Source organism: Pseudomonas sp. Pseusp21, assembly GCF_059492145.1.
Genome location: NZ_CP168520.1, coordinates 5,431,426 through 5,452,032, shown reverse-complemented (window position 1 = coordinate 5,452,032; position 20,607 = coordinate 5,431,426). Strand labels below are relative to the sequence as shown.

The window sequence follows — 20,607 nt, the reverse complement described above, 5'->3', positions numbered from 1 at the left end:
ACAGATCGGGTCATTCGACCAATGACCAGTCCAGCGGCGTACCACGTTTGATCGGCTGGCGCGCACGGCGCCCGAGGACGGCTTCGGCGTGCTTGGGCGGCAAGCCGAGACCGGGACGAATGGCGCGCACATTAGCCACAGTGAAGGGTTCACCGGCCGCCATATCGGCCGTGACGTACAGCGACCGGCGGTAAACCAGAGACTTTTGCTCAGCCTCGGTCACGCCGTAATGCACCTGGCCCATGGCCTGCCATGCGCGCTCGGTCTCGACCACCAGACTGGCCAGTTCCGCCGGTTCCAGCGAGAAACTGGCGTCCACCCCACCGGCAGAACGGTCGAGGGTGAAGTGTTTTTCTACCACCGTAGCGCCCAGCGCCACCGCCGCCACCGACACGCCAACGCCCATCGAATGGTCTGACAGCCCGACCTCACAACCGAACAACTCACGCAGATGCGGGATCGTGCGCAAGTTGCTGTTGGTCGGGGTCGCCGGGTAGGTGCTGGTGCACTTGAGCAGCACCAGATCCTTGCATCCCGCCTCACGGGCGGCGCGCACGGTTTCGTCGAGTTCGGCGAGGCTGGCCATGCCGGTGGAAATGATCAGCGGTTTGCCGGTCGCCGCGACACGACGGATCAGCGGCAGGTCGGTGTTCTCGAAACTGGCGATCTTGTACGCCGGCACGTCGAGGCTTTCGAGAAAGTCCACGGCGCTGTCATCGAACGGTGTCGAAAACGCAAGCATGCCCAGCTCTTTGGCCCGGGCGAAGATCGGCACATGCCATTCCCAGGGTGTGTGGGCCTTTTCATACAGGTCATAGAGCGAGGTGCCGGCCCACAGGCTGTTCGGATCCTTGATGAAGAATTCGCCTTCCGCCAGATCCAGGGTCATGGTTTCGGCGGTGTAGGTTTGCAGCTTCAAGGCATGGGCACCGGCCTTGGCCGCCGCTTCGACAATCTGCAAGGCGACGTCCAGCGACTGGTTATGGTTGCCGCTCATTTCAGCGATGATGAACGGCGGCGCATCGGCACCGATCCGGCGGCTGCCGATCTTGAAACTGCTCATTGACGGGATTCCTTCAAAACCTTGGTGAACGCGCAGGCACTCTGGGTGAACCCGGCGTCACGGAAAACATTCATCGAGGGCTGATTGGCCGGCAAGACCTGGGCGGTAATGGCGGTCATTTGCGGCCAGTGCGCTGCCACAAAGGCTTCGCCCTGTGCCAGCAGCGCCCTGCCCCAGCCGAGGCCGAAACGCCCCTCGAGCAGATACAGCGAAACCTCTGCCTCAAAGCCGCGCAAATCGTAGCGCAGGACACCGACCGGGCCGTCATCCGCCTCGGCCACCAGCAGCAACCGCTGAGGATTGCGCAGGCTCGCGCCCAGCCAGTTCACATGTTGCGTCCAGTCAATCGCAGCGCTGTCCAGCGACCAGCGGCGCACCGCCTCGGCATTGCGTCCGTCGAACAGCAACTGCGCGTCATCCGGCGTCGCCGGACGCAACTTGAGCACCGCGCCGGCCAGTGCCGTCGCCACCCGCAGCGCACCGCGTCCGTCGACCAGTTGCCGCGAACGCTCGGCCAGGCTCTGGCGCAGATAAAAGTTGCCCACGACAAAGCCGATGGCATCGCGCAGTTGCTCGACACTGACCTGCTCGCGCGCGCCCATGAACACATGCGCGCCGGCCGCCGCCATCACTTCGCCGTTGGCCTGTTGGTTGTTCGACACCGCAATGCAGATCGTCGGCAGGCCCAGGGCCGCGCGTTCCCAACTGGTGCCACCGCCGGCGCCGATAAACAGGTCGGCCTCGGTCATGCGCCGATGAAAATCACTGACGAAACTGTGCAGCCGCCAGTGTGGTCGGGTTTCGGCCAGCGCCTGCATCTCTGCCCAGGCCGGGTTGTCGGCGCCGGCGACGAAATCCACTTCAAGCGCCGAAAAATCCGCCAGCGCCAGCATCGCGTGATGAGTCTGGCGTGCCGCATCAAAGCCGCCGAAATTCACCAGCACCCGGCGCGCCACCGGTTTGATCTCGATGGCCGGGGCACTGAACTCTTCGCGCAGCATGGCGAAGCGCGGGCCGAGCAGTGTTCGGCAACCGGCCGGCAGCAGCGGCTGATAATTTTCGCTGAGCCCGGAGAGGTTCTGATTGAGCAACAGGTCCACGCTGTAGCGGCGGGTCGCCAGATCATCGACGGCGGCGACCCGTGGTGCGAAGCGACGAGCTGCGGTCTGCCAGTGATGGTCGAGGCCGTAATGGTCGGCGACGACCCAGTCAAATCCGGGCTGCCCTTCCAGTTGCGCCGCCAGTGCATCGATATCCGCCTGCCACGGCAGCATCGATTCGATGGCCTGCTCCGGGTCTTCACCGGCGTAACGATCCGGCAACGCAAACGTCGCGAAGCCCTCGGCGTGCAACATGTCGAGCCGATGGCCAGGCAAGCGTCGGCAGGCAAACGCGACATGACTGCCCTGCGCCCGCAACACCCGGGCCAGAGGCAGGCAGCGGGCAATGTGACCACTGCCGATGGTTGGCGACGAGTCGGCGCGAATCAGGACTCTCACTGCAGTTCTCCACCTGCCTTGAGTGCAGCGTGAAGGTATTCGGCACGCTGCCAGTCTTCGGCATTATCGATATCCTGCACCAGATGCCGCGGCAGAATAACCGGCAGGCTGGCCGAGGAGTAGAGGACATCGCCTTTCAGCCATGCGGCGCTGCGCCCCCAATAGAACTGCCCGGCATCCTGAAAGGCCTCGGGCAGATCCTGCGAGCGGGTATTGCGAAACTCCGGATACAACGCGGTCAGAGCGCCCCGCCCGTCAAGGGTCAGCGCACGCTGTACCGGGAAACCGAAACGGCAAACCGAGAAGGTAAAGGACTTTTCCGGCTGACGCTCGAGCAGTTCAAAGCCCTCACGCAGGAAACGCGTCTGCAGCAATGGCGCCGTGGCGTAGACGCAGCAGGCGTAATCGAAGCCCGGCAGTTGTTGCAGCGCATGCACGATGACTGCTGCAGTGCCGGTGAAGTCATCGGCCAAATGTGCCGGACGCAGGAACGGTACCTGCGCACCGTGCGCCATCGCCACTTCGGCAATTTCTGCGTCGTCGGTGCTGACCACGACTTGCTCGAACAATCCGGATTTGAGTGCCGTACGGATCGAGTGGACGATCATCGGCAAACCGTCGAACAGTTTCAGATTCTTGCTCGGTATCCGTTTGCTGCCACCGCGCGCAGGAATGATTGCAACATTGCTCAAGAGCGTTTTTCCAGTAAGAAACAAGTGATGTCGTCCGCCGGAAATTGTGGATCGTGGTGATACACAACCCCGTAATCCAGCAATTGCAGATCAGCATAAAATTCAAGCACTCACCGGCGAAATCGCTTGAACAATTTGCCGCTGTTGCCGCGACAGGATACCTCCACCGGTGCCGAGTTGTAGTACTCGGCAATCAGGATGTAGCGACTGCTCAGATCATACAGCTACGCATAAGCCATCGGCAGCAACGACGAATCCAGATGAATCAGCCCCCTTGCTGAGGGTCAAGTCGTACTGTCGATCCCGGGGAAACCGAACAGCGAACCGTGCCCTGGCGCAGGTATTGGCATTGGTCCGGACCCCGAACAGCTTGCATCCGGGCAGCAGTTGACGCAGCGCCTGCAAATTGTTGCCGGCATTGGTCCCCAACTCCACCCGGTTGTCGATCCGCCTGGCACGCGCCAGCACCCTGGAGAATATCGCCAGGGTGCTGCGACCAGTGGCTGGCCGACATTACGGTCAACGTACTGGTTGCCGAGTTCGCCCTGCCAGAATTCCTCCTGCTCACTCAGATCACGCAGTGCAAGGTTCCCATCCTCCATAGCAGCGAAATTCATTGGGTCAAACGACGCAGTTGCTCGACGACATGATCCTGTTGCTCAGCACTCAACAACGGAAACATGGGCAAACTGATCGCTTCGGCGTAATAGCGCTCAGCCTCGGGAAAATCGCCTTCGGCAAATCCCAGGTCGCGATAGTACGGCTGCAAATGCAGTGGAATGTAGTGCAGGTTCACACCGATACCGGCCGCGCGCAATCCTTCGAACACCTGGCGATGGCTAAGACCGACACGCTCGGTCTGCAAGCGAATCACATACAAGTGCCAGGCCGAATCGGCTTCCGCTTGCGCGCTCGGGAGCGTCACAGGCAGATACGCCAGCAAGCGTTCATAGCGTGCCGCCAATTCTCGGCGGCGGTTGACGAATTCGTCCAGCCGGCTCATTTGCGAAAGGCCGAGCGCGGCTTGCAAGTCAGTGATCCGATAGTTGAAACCCAGCTCGACCTGTTGGTAGTACCAAGGGCCATGGCTGGGCCCGATCATCTGTTGCGGATCCCGGGTTATGCCATGGCAACGCAGACGCTGCAAACGCTCGGCCAGCTCCGGACGATTGGTCAGGACCATGCCGCCCTCGGCACTGGTGATGATTTTCACCGGGTGAAAACTGAACACGGTCATCGCTGCGAACTCGCCGCAACCGACCGGGCGCCCGGCATAGGATGCTCCGACGGCATGCGAGGCATCTTCGATCACGGTGAAGCGGTAACGCTCAGCCAATTCCGCGATTCGCCGCATGTCGCAGCTCTGCCCGGAAAACGCTACCGCCACCAGCACCTTGGGCAACGTTCCCGTCTGCTCGGCGGTCTCGAGCTTGCTGGCCAGAACCTCGGCATCAAGGTTCCAGGTCAGAGGATCGATGTCCACGAAGTCGACATCGGCACCGCAATAACGCCCGCAATTGGCCGAGGCCAGAAAGGTATTCGGCGTGGTCCACAAGCGGTCGCCAGGTCCCAGCTCCGCGGCCATGCAGGCAATGTGCAGCGCCGCCGTGGCATTGCACACCGCCACCGCAAAGTCAGCCTGACAACGCTCGGCCATTGCCTGCTCGAAACGCTCGATGGTCGGCCCCTGGGTCAACCAGTCCGACTGCAGCACGGCAACCACAGCATCGATATCAGACCGTTCGAAACGCTCTGCCGCCGAACCCTTGACCAGCCCGTCCGATTGCAGCTCCGCGACCACCGCATCAATGTCCGCTTCATCGACACTTTGCCGACCGTAGGGAATCATGCCGAATGCTTCGCAGGTGAGTCGGCGAACAGCCCGGAGCCGCTGCAGATGAAGATCGACTTACCATTAACCATAACTTGAGTCCTGTTCCTTGTACGCCAGGCCTAGGCGATCAATTGCGCCCAGTTCAGCGAAGCGCTGTCGTTCAGCACAAAGCCTTTGCCAGTCAGGCTCAGGTTGGCGTTGTACGCCTGATCCTGAGCGAACGCCGCCGCCCATTTTTCCTGCAATGCAGCCAGTGCCTGATCAGCCTGGGCGATATCGCCCTGATGGATGACTTGCACCGATGGCGTCCAGACAGTCAGGTAGCCGGCCTGACCGGCCTTCAGGCACAGGTCGACATCGCTGAAGCCGGCAGCGAACGTGTTGTCGTCCAGACCGCCCAGAGCCTCGAACAATTCTTTGCGCACCATCAGGCAAACGCTGGAAACCGCCGTGTAGTTCTGGTCCACGGACAACCGGTACAGATAGCCTTCGGCGTCGTGTTTCTCGCCGACGAATGCCGAGCCGACACCACCGTTCATGCCCAGGATCAGACCGGCCTGGCTGACCTTGCCGTCGCGGTCGACCAGTTTGGGACCGACCACCCCAATTTCCGGACGCAGCGCATGGTTGAGCAGCGAGTCGAGCCAGTTCGGATTGACCACTTCCGCGTCCGCCGCCAACAGCACCAGAAACTCGCCTTGAGCCTGCTGGCTGGCCGCGTTGCACAGCGCGGCCGTGCTGAGCGATTGATCGGCGCGCAGCACGCTGACTTTCGGATGCTGATAAGTCCCGAGCCAGTCATTGACCTCGGCCGATTGCGAAGCCGTGGTTGCAATCAGGATTTCGTACTTGTGATAGCGGGTGCGCAACAGCACGCCTTCCAGGCAGCGTTGCAGAGCAGACAGATCGTCCCCGGCCGGGATAACGATCGAAACCAGAGGGCGATCACTATGGTGATAATCGATCTGGTAGACCCCCGGCACCGCCGACGTGACCTTGGCCTTGTAACCGCGATTGCCCAGATGACGCAGCAATGCCAGACGCTCATGCGGATTCTCTTCAAGCTCCGGCGCCTGAGTGATCAGCAGCGGCTCATCAAGGTGCGCCAGGCTGTTCAGGCCACCCTGTTCAATGATGCGCAGCAGCAGATCGAACTCCAGCGCCTTGCTGAAATCGGCCCGGTAGCCGTCAACTTCCAACAACACTTCACGCCGTATCAGCCAGTGCCGCGCCATCAGGCCCGGCAGGCTCAACAACAGGTCCAGATTGAAGCCCGGACGGAACACATCCATCAGCGCACCGTTTTCCCGGCGCTGAATCTCGTCCGTGGAAACGGCGCTGATACCGCCAGCGTTCATCAGCTCCAGGCTGGCGCGCAACAGGCCGCCGGCAGTGAACTCATCCCCCGCCTCAGCCAGAAGCAACCAGTCGCAAGGCGACTGACGAGCACTCTGGTTGAGCTTGTCGACCAGATTGTCGGGAGTCACGCGGACAAAGTGCAGCGTGTTCTGCGCAGTGGTCGCCGCCGGTGCTTCACCGGTGGTGAACACGACAATGCGAAATGCCTTGCATTGACCTTCGAGCAGGCTGTCGAGGCTGACCTGCAACTTGTCGATGTCGTCATCCATATCCAGCAGGAAAATGCCGAATTGCGGACCACCACCGTTCACGGCCAGATGTTCGGCAATCGACCCGATCTGCACCGCATCGGCTTGACGCGACTCCAGCCACTTGAGCAGACGCCCGGATTGCATCTGGTCGAACACCTGATGGTGATCGGCGACGGTCAGCGTTTCCAGACGTGCGATCCAGTCACGCATCTTCAGCGCTTCCTCACTTTCGCCAGACAGCTCCAGTTGCTCGGCCAGGCGCTTGGCTACGGTGCGGTTGAACGCATTGAGATCATGGGCCTGCCACAGACGGTCGAGCACGCTGGCCGGGGTATCGTTGTTGCGCGCCTGGATCAGGTGCGCCTGACGCGTCCACACACCCTCGAGTTTTTCCAGTTGAATGCGCCCGGCCGGCATCGCGTGCAGCATGAATTCGAACTGTTCGAGGCGATCGAAGAATGCCTGGTTGTAGAACGGCATTTCGACGTACTGCAGGGGGCCGAAGCGGCGGTCCGGCCGCTTGAGCTCCTGGTTCCACGTCGACTGGATAATCAGCTCCGCCGTCAGGGCGCGGCCGCTTTGCAGACTGTCGACCATCGCCTCGAAACTTTGCAGGGCAAACGCCTTGCCCTGCTCTGCGTTCAAGTCTTTGATACCGGTTGGCAGACCCGCGAGGAACTCGGCGAAGGCTTCGCGTTCGGCCACGGATTTCGCATCGATATAGGTCAGCGAGTGGTAGACCTCTGTGCTGTGCTCAGAGTTGCCATAGTTGATCTCACGAACCACATACGGGATCGGCAGGATTCGCGCCTTGGCACTGGCCAGCAGGAAATATACATGGCCGATTTCCTGCCACTGGAAACTGGTGCCCGGCGGCAATGCCGAATGCCAGGTTTTCATCAGGTCGGTACGGGTGACCGCGTAGAACGGCGGGATGTACTGACTCATGTAGTCGACGACGCGGTCCTGCGCCCGTTCGGACGCATAGTCTTCCTGCACTTTCTTGTCGCGGCGGTAGTAGCTCACGCCACCGCCCAGCGTCAGGTACATCATGCAGTAACCGTGGCACATGCCGTAATCCGGATTCGCCTGCAGGAAGCCCACCGACTCGGCCAGCGAATCGTGCAGGATGAAGTCGTCGTCGGCCGCCAGCACCATGTACGGCGTGGTCAGTTGCTCCACGCCATAGGCCAGCTTGGCCTGCATGCCCCAGTAAGCGAACTGCGGCACGTGGTGGTAATCAACTGCGGAGAAGTCGCCTTCCGGCCGCTCGGCCGTGGAGTCCAGCACCATGATTCTGCAGGGCAGGCTGCTGTAATACTTCACCGCCCGACGCAGGAACGCCGGACGATTGTGCGTAATCAGCACTACGGTCAACAGCTCGTTGAGCGGTAGCGTCAGTTCAGAACTGTACTTGCCTTGCATAACTTCTCTCCACAACCGGCGACTCGCCGAGACAACGCTTTGGTGATGTTGCGAATTAACGAACGCGACGCAGATAGCCGTCCGGCGCCACGGTGATCAGCAGCTTGTTCTGCAGCTGAACGTCGATCTCGAAATCCTTGCTCTCTTCCAGGTATTTCCACACGGCGGTCTTCGGGTTATCGCCCGGACCCCATGGACGATCCGGGAAGAAATCGGCCGGCATGTCTTCAACCACGGTGTCCATCACCACGCAGTAGCTGTCGACCGAAACCAGTGGCGCGTAGAGGCGCAGCTCTTCGAGCACGTGGTCGTGGGTGTGGTTGGAATCGAGCACCAGAATGACTTTCTTGCCCTCGGCGGCAGCGCGAACCTGAGCGGCGATGGCCGGGTCGATGCTCGAACCTTCGATCATCTTGATGCGCTTGCTCATCGGGTGGCTTTCGATGGCTTCTCGGTTGTGCGCACGGATGTCCAGATCGATGCCCAGCACCTCGCCGTGACCTTGCAGTTCCAGCAGGGAGGCGTAGTAGATGATCGAACCGCCGTGGGCGATACCGCACTCGATGACCAGATCCGGCTTCACCTGCCAGATGATTTCCTGCATGGCCATCATGTCTTGCGGCAGCTGGATGATCGGACGGCCCATCCACGAGAAGTGGTAGCTGTACTTGTGCTTGGCCGATTCGTTGAAGAAATCGCGGGCCAGGCCGGTGAGTTTCTGGTCGTCACCCTGTTGGGCGATCTGCTCGCGGCATTCGGCTTCGAAAGCTTTGTTGATGCTGTTGTCGGTCATTTTCAAAATCTCAAGGGTCACTGGAACGAAGCGCTGTCGACGGCGTGATAGACGTAACGTCCACCGGTCATCCGCTTGATCTCTTCGAGGTAATTGGAATTCATCACAAACAGGTTGGCGCCCTCGGGCAAGGCGTCCATCGCCTCTTGCGGCGAGGACACCCGAGCGCCGCTCACGGGCAGGTAACGCCCCTGTTTGGCCGGGTTGATATCGACCACGCGATCCACCGCCACGCCGGCGCGTTGCAGGAACAGCGAATAGATCACGCCTTTGGACGAGGCGCCCCAGATCGCCGAACCCTGCTCGGGTGCGCCCTGGATGATCTGCACCGCGCGCTCGAGGCTGGCGGTGAAATCGTCCGGCAAGGCCAGGCGTGGCACCGGTTGTTCCGGGGTCAGGCGCAACGTGGCAAGGTCAGCGACGATGTACAGGTATTGGCCACCGAACAGGTGACCGGCCTCGTGCACGGTGCCGAACATCCGGCGCAGGTCATCGAGGCGGAAGTAATTGACGTGCTCGTAGAACAGGTCGAACCAGGCGCGGTGTTCGAGGATCCAGTCGAAGCACGGCACTTCGATGTAGATCTGCCCGCCGCCCTGGTTGGCTTCGGCGATCACCGCCAGAAAGCCCAGCGGATCCTGGATATGTTCCAGCACATGACGCAGCACGATGGCGTCCGCCTCAAGGCCCAGACCTTGGGTGAACGGGGCCTTGATCACGTCGGCGTTATCGCCTTCGTAAGCCGGGTCGATGCCGGTGATGCGGTAGCCCAAACCTTTGAGCAACTCGAGGAAATAGCCTTTTCCGCAGCCGACTTCGATCAGTTCCTGACCCTTGAAGTGCCGGGCAATGATGCCTTCGACATCGCTCAAGTGCTTCTGGAACTGACCGGAATGCGCCTGCTCGTTCTGGTAGTCGGCGTCGTAGCTGAGCTTGTCGGCGTCGAACGCCGCATTGAAGATCAGACCGCTGCGCTCATCCTGCACCAGCAGCATGTCGGCGCGGGCCGATGCCTTCGCCGATTCGGGATCGGCAAAGGTGCGGTTCTGCAGCACCGGCAGGTCGCTGACCCGATACAACTCGTGCCTCATTGCGGCTCTCCCAATAACTGTTGCAAGCGCTCGGTCACCGCCCAGAACGCCAGCGGTTCGTGGGTCGGATACGGGTAATGGCCGAGGTTCAGGCCGATGGTCGCGCCGCGTTCACGCACGTGCTGTTCGACCAGCGACCGCACCGAAACCGGCTGGCCGCTGGCGCAGTTGATCGTGCCGTCGAAGTCGCATTTGTGCAGGATCGCGGCGAGATGAGCGGCAGCGGTTTCAATCGGCAGAAAATCGCGCAGCTGTTCACCGGCCGACATGTTGAACGTCGCATCGCCGGCATCGATTGCCCGGTCCAGCGCGGCCAACAGACTGTTGGGGTTCTGCCCTTCACCGTGCAGGTAGAACAGCCGTGCCCATTGCAGGGTGAACGGATGCTCCTGCTGCAGATGTTGCAAAAACAGGTGCAGCGTGTGTTTGGCCAAACCGTAAGGATTGCTCGGCTGCGCGTCGTTCTGTTCGCTCAACGGGCCGCTCTGCATGCCGTACTCGAAGCAGGTGCCGGTCACCAGCACCTGCTTCGCGCCCGCCTCTACCGCGCCTTTGATGAAGCGATAGTCGGCCATCAGGTTGTGCTCGAAATGGAACAGCGCCCGATAGTTCGGCAACCCCGGCCAGGCCAGGTGGGCGAGTGCATCGACCCCCTCGGTGAGCGCCGCGACATTCAGATCCGCCGCGTGAATATCCGCGCTCACGAACTCGACGTCATTGATCCACGGCATGTCCGCGGCTTTCTGCGCGTCGCGTGCAACCGCCCGCACCGTGCAGCCACGGGCCAGCAACGCTGCGACCAGATGGCGACCGACGAAGCCGGTAGCGCCAGTGACCAAAACCTTCACAGCACGCTCAACTCAGGCACGGCGATCACGAAGCGACCGTCCCACTGACGCACCTGAGCCAGCTGCTGGCTGACTTCATGCAACAGGTTCCATGGCAGCACCAGCACGTAATCCGGCTTCTCGATATCGATCTGCGCCGGCGCGACAATCGGGATGCGGCTGCCCGGCAAGAACTTGCCCTGCTTGTGCGGGTTGGCATCGGCGACCCAGGCCAGCAGATCCGGTTTGACCCCGGCGTAGTTGAGCAAGGTGTTGCCCTTGGCAGCGGCGCCGTAGCCGACCACACGTTTGCCGTCGGCCTTGGCCTGCAACAGGAAACGCAGCAGGTCATGCTTGATCCGTTCGGCAGCCGGCGCCAGCGTCGCGTAGTACTCGGCGCTTTTCACCCCGGCGTCGAGCTCGGCCAGCAACTGCTGCTGCACGGCAGGCTGCACGGCGCGGCGTTCGCCGTCCTTGCGCTGGACGAACACCCGCAGCGATCCACCATGGGTGGTCAGCTGGCTGACGTCGAACACTTCCAGGCCGTTGCGCTCGCACAGGGTCTGCACGGCGGTCAACGACAGGTACGAATAGTGTTCGTGATACAGCGTGTCGAACTGCGCGCCGGCCATCAGCGTCAGCAGTTGCGGGAATTCGAAGGTGGCGACGCCGGTCGGTTTGAGCAGCGCAGCGAAACCACCGAGGAAATCGTTGATGTCCGGCACGTGGGCGAGCACGTTGTTGGCGGCCATCAGATCGGCGGCCCAGCCTTCGCTTTTCAGCTGGGTGGCGGTATCGCGACCGAAGAACAGTTCACGAATCTCCAGGCCTTTTTCCCGCGCCGCTTGCGCGGTACTGCGGGTCGGCTCGACGCCCAGGCACTGGATGCCGCGACCGGCCACGTATTGCAGCAGGTAGCCGTCGTTGGCCGCGACTTCCACCACGCGGCTGTCAGCGGTCAGGCCAAAGCGCTCGACCATCTGGGCCACATAACGCTCGGCGTGGGCCAGCCAGGTGCTGGAGAACGAACTGAAGTAGGCATACTCGGCGTCGAACAGGCTGTCGGCGGAGGTGTAATCCTCGGTCTGCACCAGCCAGCATTGCTCGCACACGGCGACCTTCAGCGGCACCCATTGTTCGGCCTGCTCCAGCCGATCGGTGTGGACGTAGGCATTGGACGGTGGCGAGGTGCCGAGGTCGATCAGCGGCAGGCTCAGCGGTGCAGCGCACCCACGGCAGTTCATAGACGCACTCCAGCAAAGTGTTGATCGAGCGCGGGATGGCTGGAATCACGCGCTGACAAATTATTGACAGGCAACGGCCAGGCAATCGCCAGCCGTGGATCGTTCACCGACAGGCCGCCCTCGTGCTCCGGCGCGTAATCGGCGCTGTGCAGATAAAGCAGTTCGGCGTCTTCGGTGAGGGTCTGGAAACCATGAGCGAAACCGGCCGGAATCAGCAGGCTGCGTCCGTCACCGGCCTTCAGGTGCTCGGCGTGCCAGTGCAGGAAGGTTTCGGAATCCGGGCGCAGGTCCACCGCCACGTCCCACACTTCACCGCGCAGGCAGGTGATCAGTTTGGCTTCCGGCGCATTGGCATTCTGGTAATGCAGACCACGCACGCTGCCCTTCTCGCGGGTGCAGGAATGGTTGATCTGGCGGATGTGAAATTCCCTGCCAAACGCCTTCAGGCTGCCTTCACAGAATAGCCGGGCGAAGTGCCCGCGCTGGTCCTCGAAGCGCTTGTGCTGGACGCTGAACAATCCGGCCAGCGGTAGCTGTTTCAAGGAAAACTCGCTCACAGCGCGCCCCGGTACAGGTTCAGTTGGCCGAGGGTCACGGTGCGCATGTCGTCACCGTTCTGCCACGCCAGGTGCCAGTCGAGGGTCTGGGTCAGGCATTGCTGCAACGACCAGCGCGGTTGCCAGCCCAGCACCTGACGGGCGCGGCTGCTGTCCAGGCGCAGCAGACCGGCTTCGTGCAGGTCACTCTTTTCGAGGCGCAGGCCACGGGCCTGAGGCCAGCGGTTGGAGAGCAGTTCAACCACTTCGCCGACGCTGCACATGTCTGCTTCGCCCGGGCCGAAGTTCCACGCCCCGGCGTATTCCGGGCCTTGTTCGTAGAGCCCGGCGGCCAGTTGCAGGTAGCCGGCCAGCGGCTCCAGCGCGTGCTGCCACGGGCGCACGGCTTGCGGGTAACGCAGGGTCACCGGCTCGTCGGCCGACCAGGCTTTCAGTACATCGGGAATCAGCCGTTCTGGGGCGAAATCGCCGCCGCCCAGCACATTGCCGGCGCGCGCAGTGGCCAGGGCCAGACCGTGCTCGGCGTACTTGTCGGCCGGGAAAAACGATGCCGCGTAAGACTGCGCCAGCAACTCGCAACAGGCTTTGCTGCTGCTGTAAGGGTCGTGGCCACCGAGGGCTTCGTCCTCGCGGTACGGCCACAGCCATTCCTTGTTGGCGTAGACCTTGTCGGTGGTCACCAGCACGCAGGCCCGCACGCAACCGACCTGACGAATCGCTTCGAGCAGGTTGAGGGTGCCCATGACGTTGCTGGAATAAGTGCCGAGCGGATCGCGATAGCCTTCGCGCACCAGCGGCTGGGCCGCCAGGTGCAGGACGATCTCCGGTTCGGTGTCGGCGATGATCTCGAGCAAGGCGCCCAGATCACGCAGGTCGCCGCGCTGATCGTTGATGCCTTCGTGCACGCGCGCCAGTTCGAACAGGCTCGGCTCGGTCGACGGATCGAGGGAAAAACCGCTGACCTGCGCGCCGAGGCTTTGCAGCCACAGGGTCAGCCAACTGCCCTTGAAACCGGTATGCCCGGTGACCAGAACCCGCTTGCCGCGCCAGAACTCAGAACTCAGGCCCATTGCTTCCATGGGGCCTCCCCGCTCTGCCACAGCGCTTCGAGATGGTTCTTGTCGCGCAGGGTGTCCATCGGATGCCAGAAGCCTTCGTGCTCGAAGGCTTTCAGTTGTTCGTCCTGGGCCAGTCGAGCCAATGGCTCCGCTTCCCAGGTAGTTTCGTCGCCGGCGATATACGACAGCACTTTTGGCGACAGCACGAAGAAGCCGCCATTGATCCAGCCGCCGTCGCCGCGCGGTTTTTCGGTGAAGCCAAGGACCTGATCGCCATGCCGCTCAAGGGCGCCGTAGCGGCCCGGCGGCTGCACGGCGGTGACGGTCGCCAGACGGCCATGAGCCTTGTGGTAGTCGACCAGTTGAGCAATGTTGATGTCGGAGACGCCGTCGCCGTAGGTGAAGCAGAACGCTTCTTCGTCCTTGAGGTAACGGCCGGCGCGCAGCAGACGGCCGCCGGTCATGGTTTCCTCGCCGGTGTCGATCAGGGTGACGCTCCACGGCTCGCTGTAGTTCTGGTGAACGTCCATGCGGTTGTTGCGCATGTCGAACGTGACGTCGGAGGTGTGCAGGAAGTAGTTGGCGAAGAAGTCCTTGATCGCGTAGCCCTTGTAGCCGAGGCAGATCACGAAGTCGTGAATTCCGTGGGCGGAATACTGCTTCATGATGTGCCAGAGAATTGGCTTGCCGCCGATCTCGATCATTGGCTTGGGCTTGAGGTGCGACTCTTCACTGATGCGCGTGCCGAGGCCACCCGCCAAAATAACTGCCTTCATCGTCTCCCCTCTTCTACGTCACAGGGCTTGGCCTCGCTGTTGCAGGCCTTTGCGGCTGAACCTTTGCCAGTCCGGGCGCAGGTGAATGACCGCGAGCGCTCGTTTTATGGCGATTTGAGGGGGACTTGCAGGAAACGCGCCAGCTCCACAGGCCCGACGTCGGCGGGAAAGTCGGGGCATGAAAAAAGGGATGAATCCGTTGCCGGATTCATCCCTTTCATCAAGCTACTTCAATGAGTCGGACGGATCAGCCAAACATCGCAAATCCATCGATCGTGGCCGGCAGGTCGTAGACCTGGCCGTCAGCGGTCTGCAGATGCTCGATTTTGTTGTAGCCGGCGTACCAGCCCTGCAGCTTCACGCCGCTGTCGGGAACGCCGGTGCTGCCGTCATTGGCGCTATGCAGGTAGGCGTCATCACCGATGCGAGTGACGTTCAACTGGCTGATATTGGCGAGGGTGTTCAGGATCAGGGTGTCATTCATATCCCAGCCCAGGTCCTGAATCGTCACCAGACCTGTGGTGTTCACCACGTAGGTGTCATCACCCTGACCACCATAAGCACTGCCGCCGGAATGCGACTGGCCGGCAACATTGAGGATCAACAGGTCGTTACCCTCATCACCGGCCAACTGGTAGTTGCGCCCGGTGCCCGTCAGGACGTCATTGCCCTCTCCACCACGGGCGATCCCGCCGACCACAGTGACGATGTCATTACCCTCGTCGCCACTGGCGAGGGTGTTCGTGTCAAAGGCATCACTGATGATGACGTCGTCACCGGCCCCCCCCGACAGGAAATCGGAGTTATAGCCTTGCTCATCGAGACCGGACGCCAGACCGCCATAAATATGGTCGTTACCCTCTCCACCATAAATCTGGTCGTAGCCGGCGCCGCCCTCCAGGACGTTGTCTCCCGAATCGCCTTGCAGAGAATCATTGAACCGGCTGCCGCGCAGGCCTTCGATATCGATGTAGGTGTCGTAGAGCGCGATACCGCTTTGCGACCCCCAGCTCAGCGAGGCGCTCAACCCTTCGCTACTGTCGTCGTAGCTGACGATGTCGATACCGGCCCCACCTTCAAAGCGGTCACCGCCCGCGCCCCCCAAAAGGACGTCATTGCCGGCGCCCGAAACGATGACGTTGTCCCCGTCATTACCGTAGCCCGTAAAGTCTGCGGTGCCGGTATACGTCATTTTTTCAATGAACGGATCCATGTGCATCGACGACAGGCTGGTGTACACATGGTCGGTACCACCAAAGAGGTCCGACTCGACGATACTCACACCGGCGCTGTTGATGATGTACACATCGTCGCCTCTTCCGCCTTCCAGCGTCACGCCCGCGATGTTGGCGGTGAATCGGTCATCGAACGAAGTACCGATGACTTTCTCGACGTTCAGCAACGTGACATCCGGACCTGCCTGCTGACCAATGCCGATATTGACGCCGTCCCAGGAGAGGCGGTAGCTCACGGTGTCGTAACCATCAGCGCCATCCACGATCATGGCGTTATCGAGCAGATACACCACGTCATCGAAATTCGATCCCTGAATCGCCTCGATGCCGGTGAAGGTGTCGCCAGCGGCGATGGTCAATGCGTCGTAGTTCTCGAAGTCGTGGACTCTCACACCTTCAAGGCTGTCGCTATAGCTGACGGTATCGAAGCCTTCGCCACCCACGAAGTGATCAGCGCCGGCGCCGCCCCACAGCCAGTCGTTGCCGGTGCCACCGATGATCTCGTTGTCGCTGGCATTGCCGTAACCCTTGAAGTCGCCCGTGCCGGTAAAGGTCAGCTTCTCGATGAACGGGTCCATCTTGATGGTATTGAGACTGGTGCGCAGCTCGTCGTAGCCGAGATAGTTTTCCTCGATGATCGTTACACCTTCGCTGCCGACGATATACACATCGTCACCGGCACTGCCTTCCAGCGTCACGCCGGCCACATTGCTGGTGAAGGTGTCATTTTGAAAAGTGCCGAAGACCTTCTCCACGCCGATCAGCGTATCGACCTTGCCGTCAGCGGCAGTGACGGTCGTCGAGGTATCGTTGAACTCGACGCTCACCCCCGAGGACAAGGCGTAATAATTCGCCGTATCAAACCCTTCACCGCCATCCAGCAGATCATTGCCGGCACTTGCCAGCAACACATCGTCCGACTCCATTCCATAGAGTTCGTCATTGCCATCGGTGCCCGACAGGACATCTGCCTCACTCGTTCCATTCACTACTGACATTTGCGTCTTCCTTGCGTTGTTGTTGAATCGGGAAACCTGCCTCCCGGGCACAAGCCGATCACGCCAGCAGCAACCGTCCGAGGTCAGCGAATAGAGAAGTATCGACAGGAAAATTCCGATTCTTGAGGCTCTGCGGTGAAAAAAGTATCAATACCGATACAAACAGAATCTTGAAGACGCAAAAAAGGCGACTCGAAAGTCGCCTTTTTTTCAGCAGTGCCGGTCAGTCGGCCAGCCAGCCGTTTTCCCAGTACCGCAGGTTGTCGCCGCGCAGCACGTAGTCGCGCAGTACGACTTCACGCAGCTGATCACCCATGCGGTAACTGGCATCCGGATCAGCCAGGTGCATGCGGATCGCTTGCAGCCACTCCTCGGTGGAGTTGGTCTTGACCCGGGTGCACGGCAGGTAACCCTGATAGGCCTCGGTATCGGTGCAGACCACCGGGTAGCCGCACGCGCCGTACTCCAGCAGGCGCAGGTTGCTCTTGCAGTCGTTGAAGATGTGGAACTCCAGCGGTGCCAGGGCCAGGTCGAGGTTGAGGCTGGCCAGTTTCGCCGGATACACATCCAGCGGGATCACGCCGTGGAACTCGTGCATGTACGGACGCAAGTCATCCGGGCACATGCCGAAGAACACCCAGTCGACCTCGTTTGCCAGTTCACGGACCACATCGGCAATCACCGCCAGATCACCGTGGTGGCTGGTGCCGCCGCCCCAGCCGACCCGCGGCTTTTTCGAGGTGCGACGCTGGCTGCGCAAGTCGGTCCACAAGTGCCGCGACAACATGTTCGGTACGACCCGGATGTCGTGATGCATGTCCGACAGAACGTTGGCCAGCGGTTGGGTAGACACCACCACCCGATCGCACAGACCGATCGCCCGCCGCACCAGCCGCTCCATTTCCTGCTTGTTCGGCATGTTGCGAATGTGCGCGTTGCGATGAGGGACATCGATGACATAGTCATCGAGCTCGTAGATCCGCCGGGCGTTGAAAAAGTTTTTCAGCGGTGGAATTTCATCGATGGCACTTTCCGAATAGCGCCCCTGCAATACGATCACATCGGGAGCCTGCCGCTCGATGTCGATGATCGAAGGCAAACCGTAGCAGATCCGCCCCTCGGCACGGTTGGCCGCCTCCAGTTCGATCATCGGTTGGCTGATGCGATAGTGACCAATGGCGGAAGCGTTGATGGGCACCGCCAGCACATTCGGCAACTGTTTGCGCGAAAACGGACTCCAGCCGGTACGCAGGCCCGGCTCCAGACTGAAGCTGGTCGCACCGACACCCTGCACCGCCAGATTGACGTTGAACGCAGGATCGCGCGCAATCAGTGGCAACCAGCGCTTGTAGAACGTTTCGTGTTCCTGAATCTGCAGTTGCTCTTCTTCTGCCGTGGCCTCGGCCGTCGGCCGCGCGCCCAGGGCCAGCATGGCATAAGGAGTCCAGACCACCAGGTAACCTTCCCGGCCGACGCGCAGACACAGATCCGCCACATTGAGGGCCTGCGCCAGATCCTGTTCGTCGAGCCCGTCGACAGCATCAAAGACAGCCTTGCGAATCATCAGGCAATCACCGCCGACCGCACTCAGGTCATGCACCGCCTGCAAGCGGAACATGTACCCGTCCGCCTGCAGCGACTGACCATAGAAGGGCAATCCCACGGCGCCCTGCATACCCAGAATCAGGCCGGCATGCAGCACACAACCGTCCGGATTGTACAACTTGGCGCCGACGACCCCGACTTCCGGGCGCTGCGCATGATTGAGCAGTTCGTCCAGCCAGTCGGACTGGGTGATCACCGCAAAGGTATTGAGCATCAGCACGTATTCGCCGCGGGCCTGCCCTACCGCAAAGTTGTGCGTGGCGGCTGCATTGCCCTGTTGCGCGAAGCTCAGCACGCGAACCCGGTCGCTGCCCAGTTGCGCCATGCCGTCCAGCCAGGCCAGCGCCTCGGCACTGGTGCTGCCGTTATCGACCAGCAGCAGCTCGTACTCGGTGTAGGCGGTTTTTTCCAGCAGCGTCTCGACGCAACGCTGCAAGGCGGCGGTCTGGTCCCGGGTCACAATGATGACCGACACCAGCGGACGCCGGGCGTGATGATAGTCGACACGATTGAGCAGCTCGCAGCTGCCACGGCGAATGTCGTGGGCCAGACCCAGACGCTGCAGATGCGCTTCGAGCACGCGCGGATTCTGTTCGAGGACGCCCGGGGCCGCCAGCCACTTCGACAGGTCGAAAGGCGACTCCAGCATGACCTCGGCAATGTGGCCGACAACCTGTGTGCCATCGCTCTCGACCAGACGCCACAACACATCGTGCGGCGCGAGCTGAGCGAAGTCAGGTGCAAAACCACCGAGCGCCAGAAAACGCTCACGCTCGAACGCCAGTGCCCGGCCCACATAAGGGTAGCTGCGCATCAGGTCGAGGTTGAAATCCGGCTTGAACGCAGGTTCTGCCGACTCCCCGTCACGCAAGCTGCCCTCGTCGCTGTACAGACATTTCAGTGACGGGGAATGCACGATGCGCTCGGCCATGACCAGCAACGCCGGCGCCACCAGCCGATCACCCGCCTGCAGCAGGTAGAACCAGTCGGCTCCCGCCAGTTGCGGCAGCAGCGCATTGATCTGCTCCATGCCGTCGTCTTGCAAAGGCATGCGGAACACCCGCCCGTCCAGCTCGGTTTCGGTACACGAGGCGGACAGGACAAGGATCAGCTCCGGCGGATAATCCTGAGCGGCGAGCGACGCCAGTGTGCGTTCGACACTGTCACGACTGCCCTGCCCGTCGATGACGATCGGCACGATCCGGGGTTGATGCGACCAGCCGGCCAGGGTTTCCGGCAGCAACGTGCGCTGACCTTCGGTCAGTACCCGGCAGTTGAGCCACTGCGCGTAGAGCTCGGCAAAACTCCAGCTGTCGATGCCGACACTCCACTCCTGACGGCTCTGTTTGGAGCCCAGGGTGCGACTCAGCGGCAGCTCTTCCCAGACCCGCGGAGACTCATCGGCCTTGCTCAGCGGAACATAGCGAACCCATCCCGGCGCCGGCGCGGCTTCGCCGCTGCGCGATTTGAGCATCTGCAGCATCCACTCACGCTCGACCTCGAGCGCGTCTTTCATCGGCTGTTGCGCACTCAGACGTTCCGGGTAGAGCCGCTCGGCGCTGAGCACGTTGTTGGAGACGGCCAGATTGCCGCGCCGCAGCAGGCAGACGTACAGGGCAAAATCCAGCGACGCGACGAAGCAGTGACCTTCCTGAGTCAGCGCCGGCAACAGCTCTTCAACGTCGGCACGCCGGAACAGTGCGTTGGTGAATCCACCGAGGACGTTGACCGGGAATTTCTCGAAGATGCCCAGCAGATCGTCGCCCTTGAACAGACCGCTGTGCGGCGACAACGACGTGTTTTCCAGGCGAGCGGGCAGGATGATGTCCTGCGCATCCCAGAACAGTCGCTGGGCCAGTACCAGCCTGACCTCTTCACGCATCATCTCCTGGGCCTGCTGCCGGATGCAGTCGGCATACAAGTGATCGTCGTCGCACAGGAACTTGATGAACTCGCCCTGCGCCTGACTCAGGCACGCCTTGAGGTTGCCGATCATTCCCAGGGTGCGCGGATTGCGCACGTAGCGCACCTCGACGCCGGACTGCTCGATGACCGACGCGACGATGCGTTCGATCTCGGAACCCCGACTGTCATCGCAGACGATGATTTCCAGAGGGCTGTAAGTCTGGCTGACAGCACTGTTCAATGTCCGCTCGAAGAAGCGCGGATTGAAGGCAGGAATGACGAGGCTGACAAGAGGAAGTGAATTCACGGCGGACTCGCAAGCGGCGGGAACCCGCCCGGAACAGCGAGCCCTTTGAAACCGCAGAAAAAGACAAATGATACAGAGCGAACGGAGC

At 61.3% G+C, this 20,607-nt stretch carries 14 protein-coding genes; all 14 read right to left on the bottom strand.

Annotated elements, in window-relative coordinates; genetic code table 11:
- Positions 1-10: 10 nt before the first annotated feature.
- On the bottom strand, positions 11-1,063 hold the full coding sequence (pseI, locus tag ACEN93_RS24795) for a pseudaminic acid synthase (RefSeq protein ID WP_495610632.1): 1,053 nt from the start codon (positions 1,061-1,063) through the stop codon (positions 11-13).
- Positions 1,060-2,562, bottom strand: a complete 1,503-nt coding sequence (pseG, locus tag ACEN93_RS24790) for a UDP-2,4-diacetamido-2,4,6-trideoxy-beta-L-altropyranose hydrolase (RefSeq protein ID WP_495610631.1) — start codon at positions 2,560-2,562, stop codon at positions 1,060-1,062. The genes pseI and pseG overlap by 4 nt, the downstream gene beginning before the upstream one ends.
- Positions 2,559-3,254, bottom strand: a complete 696-nt coding sequence (gene pseF / locus ACEN93_RS24785) for a pseudaminic acid cytidylyltransferase (RefSeq protein WP_039765557.1) — start codon at positions 3,252-3,254, stop codon at positions 2,559-2,561. Before pseF ends, pseG begins: the two co-directional genes overlap by 4 nt.
- Before the next feature lie 613 nt (positions 3,255-3,867).
- Complete coding sequence (gene pseC, locus ACEN93_RS24780; protein WP_074687529.1) at positions 3,868-5,103, bottom strand: UDP-4-amino-4,6-dideoxy-N-acetyl-beta-L-altrosamine transaminase; 1,236 nt, start codon at positions 5,101-5,103, stop codon at positions 3,868-3,870.
- Between the two features lie 104 nt (positions 5,104-5,207).
- Entirely contained in the window at positions 5,208-8,123 is a 2,916-nt protein-coding gene (locus ACEN93_RS24775; RefSeq protein WP_490843958.1) for a TIGR00180 family glycosyltransferase, read from the bottom strand.
- Between the two features lie 55 nt (positions 8,124-8,178).
- Entirely contained in the window at positions 8,179-8,916 is a 738-nt protein-coding gene (locus tag ACEN93_RS24770) for a cephalosporin hydroxylase family protein (protein WP_039765554.1), read from the bottom strand.
- A gap of 17 nt (positions 8,917-8,933) precedes the next feature.
- The gene (locus tag ACEN93_RS24765) at positions 8,934-10,007 is read right to left on the bottom strand and encodes a class I SAM-dependent methyltransferase (RefSeq protein WP_495610630.1); all 1,074 of its coding nucleotides are present in this window, start codon (positions 10,005-10,007) and stop codon (positions 8,934-8,936) included.
- On the bottom strand, positions 10,004-10,855 hold the full coding sequence (locus ACEN93_RS24760) for an NAD-dependent epimerase/dehydratase family protein (protein ID WP_495610629.1): 852 nt from the start codon (positions 10,853-10,855) through the stop codon (positions 10,004-10,006). The genes ACEN93_RS24765 and ACEN93_RS24760 overlap by 4 nt, the downstream gene beginning before the upstream one ends.
- Positions 10,852-12,078: a methyltransferase domain-containing protein gene (locus ACEN93_RS24755; protein WP_495610628.1), complete on the bottom strand. Its 1,227-nt coding sequence runs from the start codon at positions 12,076-12,078 to the stop codon at positions 10,852-10,854. The genes ACEN93_RS24760 and ACEN93_RS24755 overlap by 4 nt, the downstream gene beginning before the upstream one ends.
- Entirely contained in the window at positions 12,075-12,635 is a 561-nt protein-coding gene (rfbC, locus tag ACEN93_RS24750; protein ID WP_285411721.1) for a dTDP-4-dehydrorhamnose 3,5-epimerase, read from the bottom strand. The genes ACEN93_RS24755 and rfbC overlap by 4 nt, the downstream gene beginning before the upstream one ends.
- On the bottom strand, positions 12,632-13,714 hold the full coding sequence (gene rfbG, locus ACEN93_RS24745) for a CDP-glucose 4,6-dehydratase (RefSeq protein ID WP_074687524.1): 1,083 nt from the start codon (positions 13,712-13,714) through the stop codon (positions 12,632-12,634). The genes rfbC and rfbG overlap by 4 nt, the downstream gene beginning before the upstream one ends.
- Positions 13,696-14,469, bottom strand: coding sequence for a glucose-1-phosphate cytidylyltransferase (gene rfbF, locus ACEN93_RS24740; protein ID WP_414881513.1), 774 nt, complete (start codon positions 14,467-14,469; stop codon positions 13,696-13,698). Before rfbF ends, rfbG begins: the two co-directional genes overlap by 19 nt.
- A 247-nt stretch (positions 14,470-14,716) precedes the next feature.
- Positions 14,717-16,702, bottom strand: coding sequence for a calcium-binding protein (locus ACEN93_RS24735; RefSeq protein WP_495610627.1), 1,986 nt, complete (start codon positions 16,700-16,702; stop codon positions 14,717-14,719).
- Positions 16,703-16,925: 223 nt separating this feature from the next.
- Positions 16,926-20,519: a glycosyltransferase gene (locus ACEN93_RS24730; RefSeq protein WP_085666720.1), complete on the bottom strand. Its 3,594-nt coding sequence runs from the start codon at positions 20,517-20,519 to the stop codon at positions 16,926-16,928.
- Between the last annotated feature and the right edge of the window lie 88 nt (positions 20,520-20,607).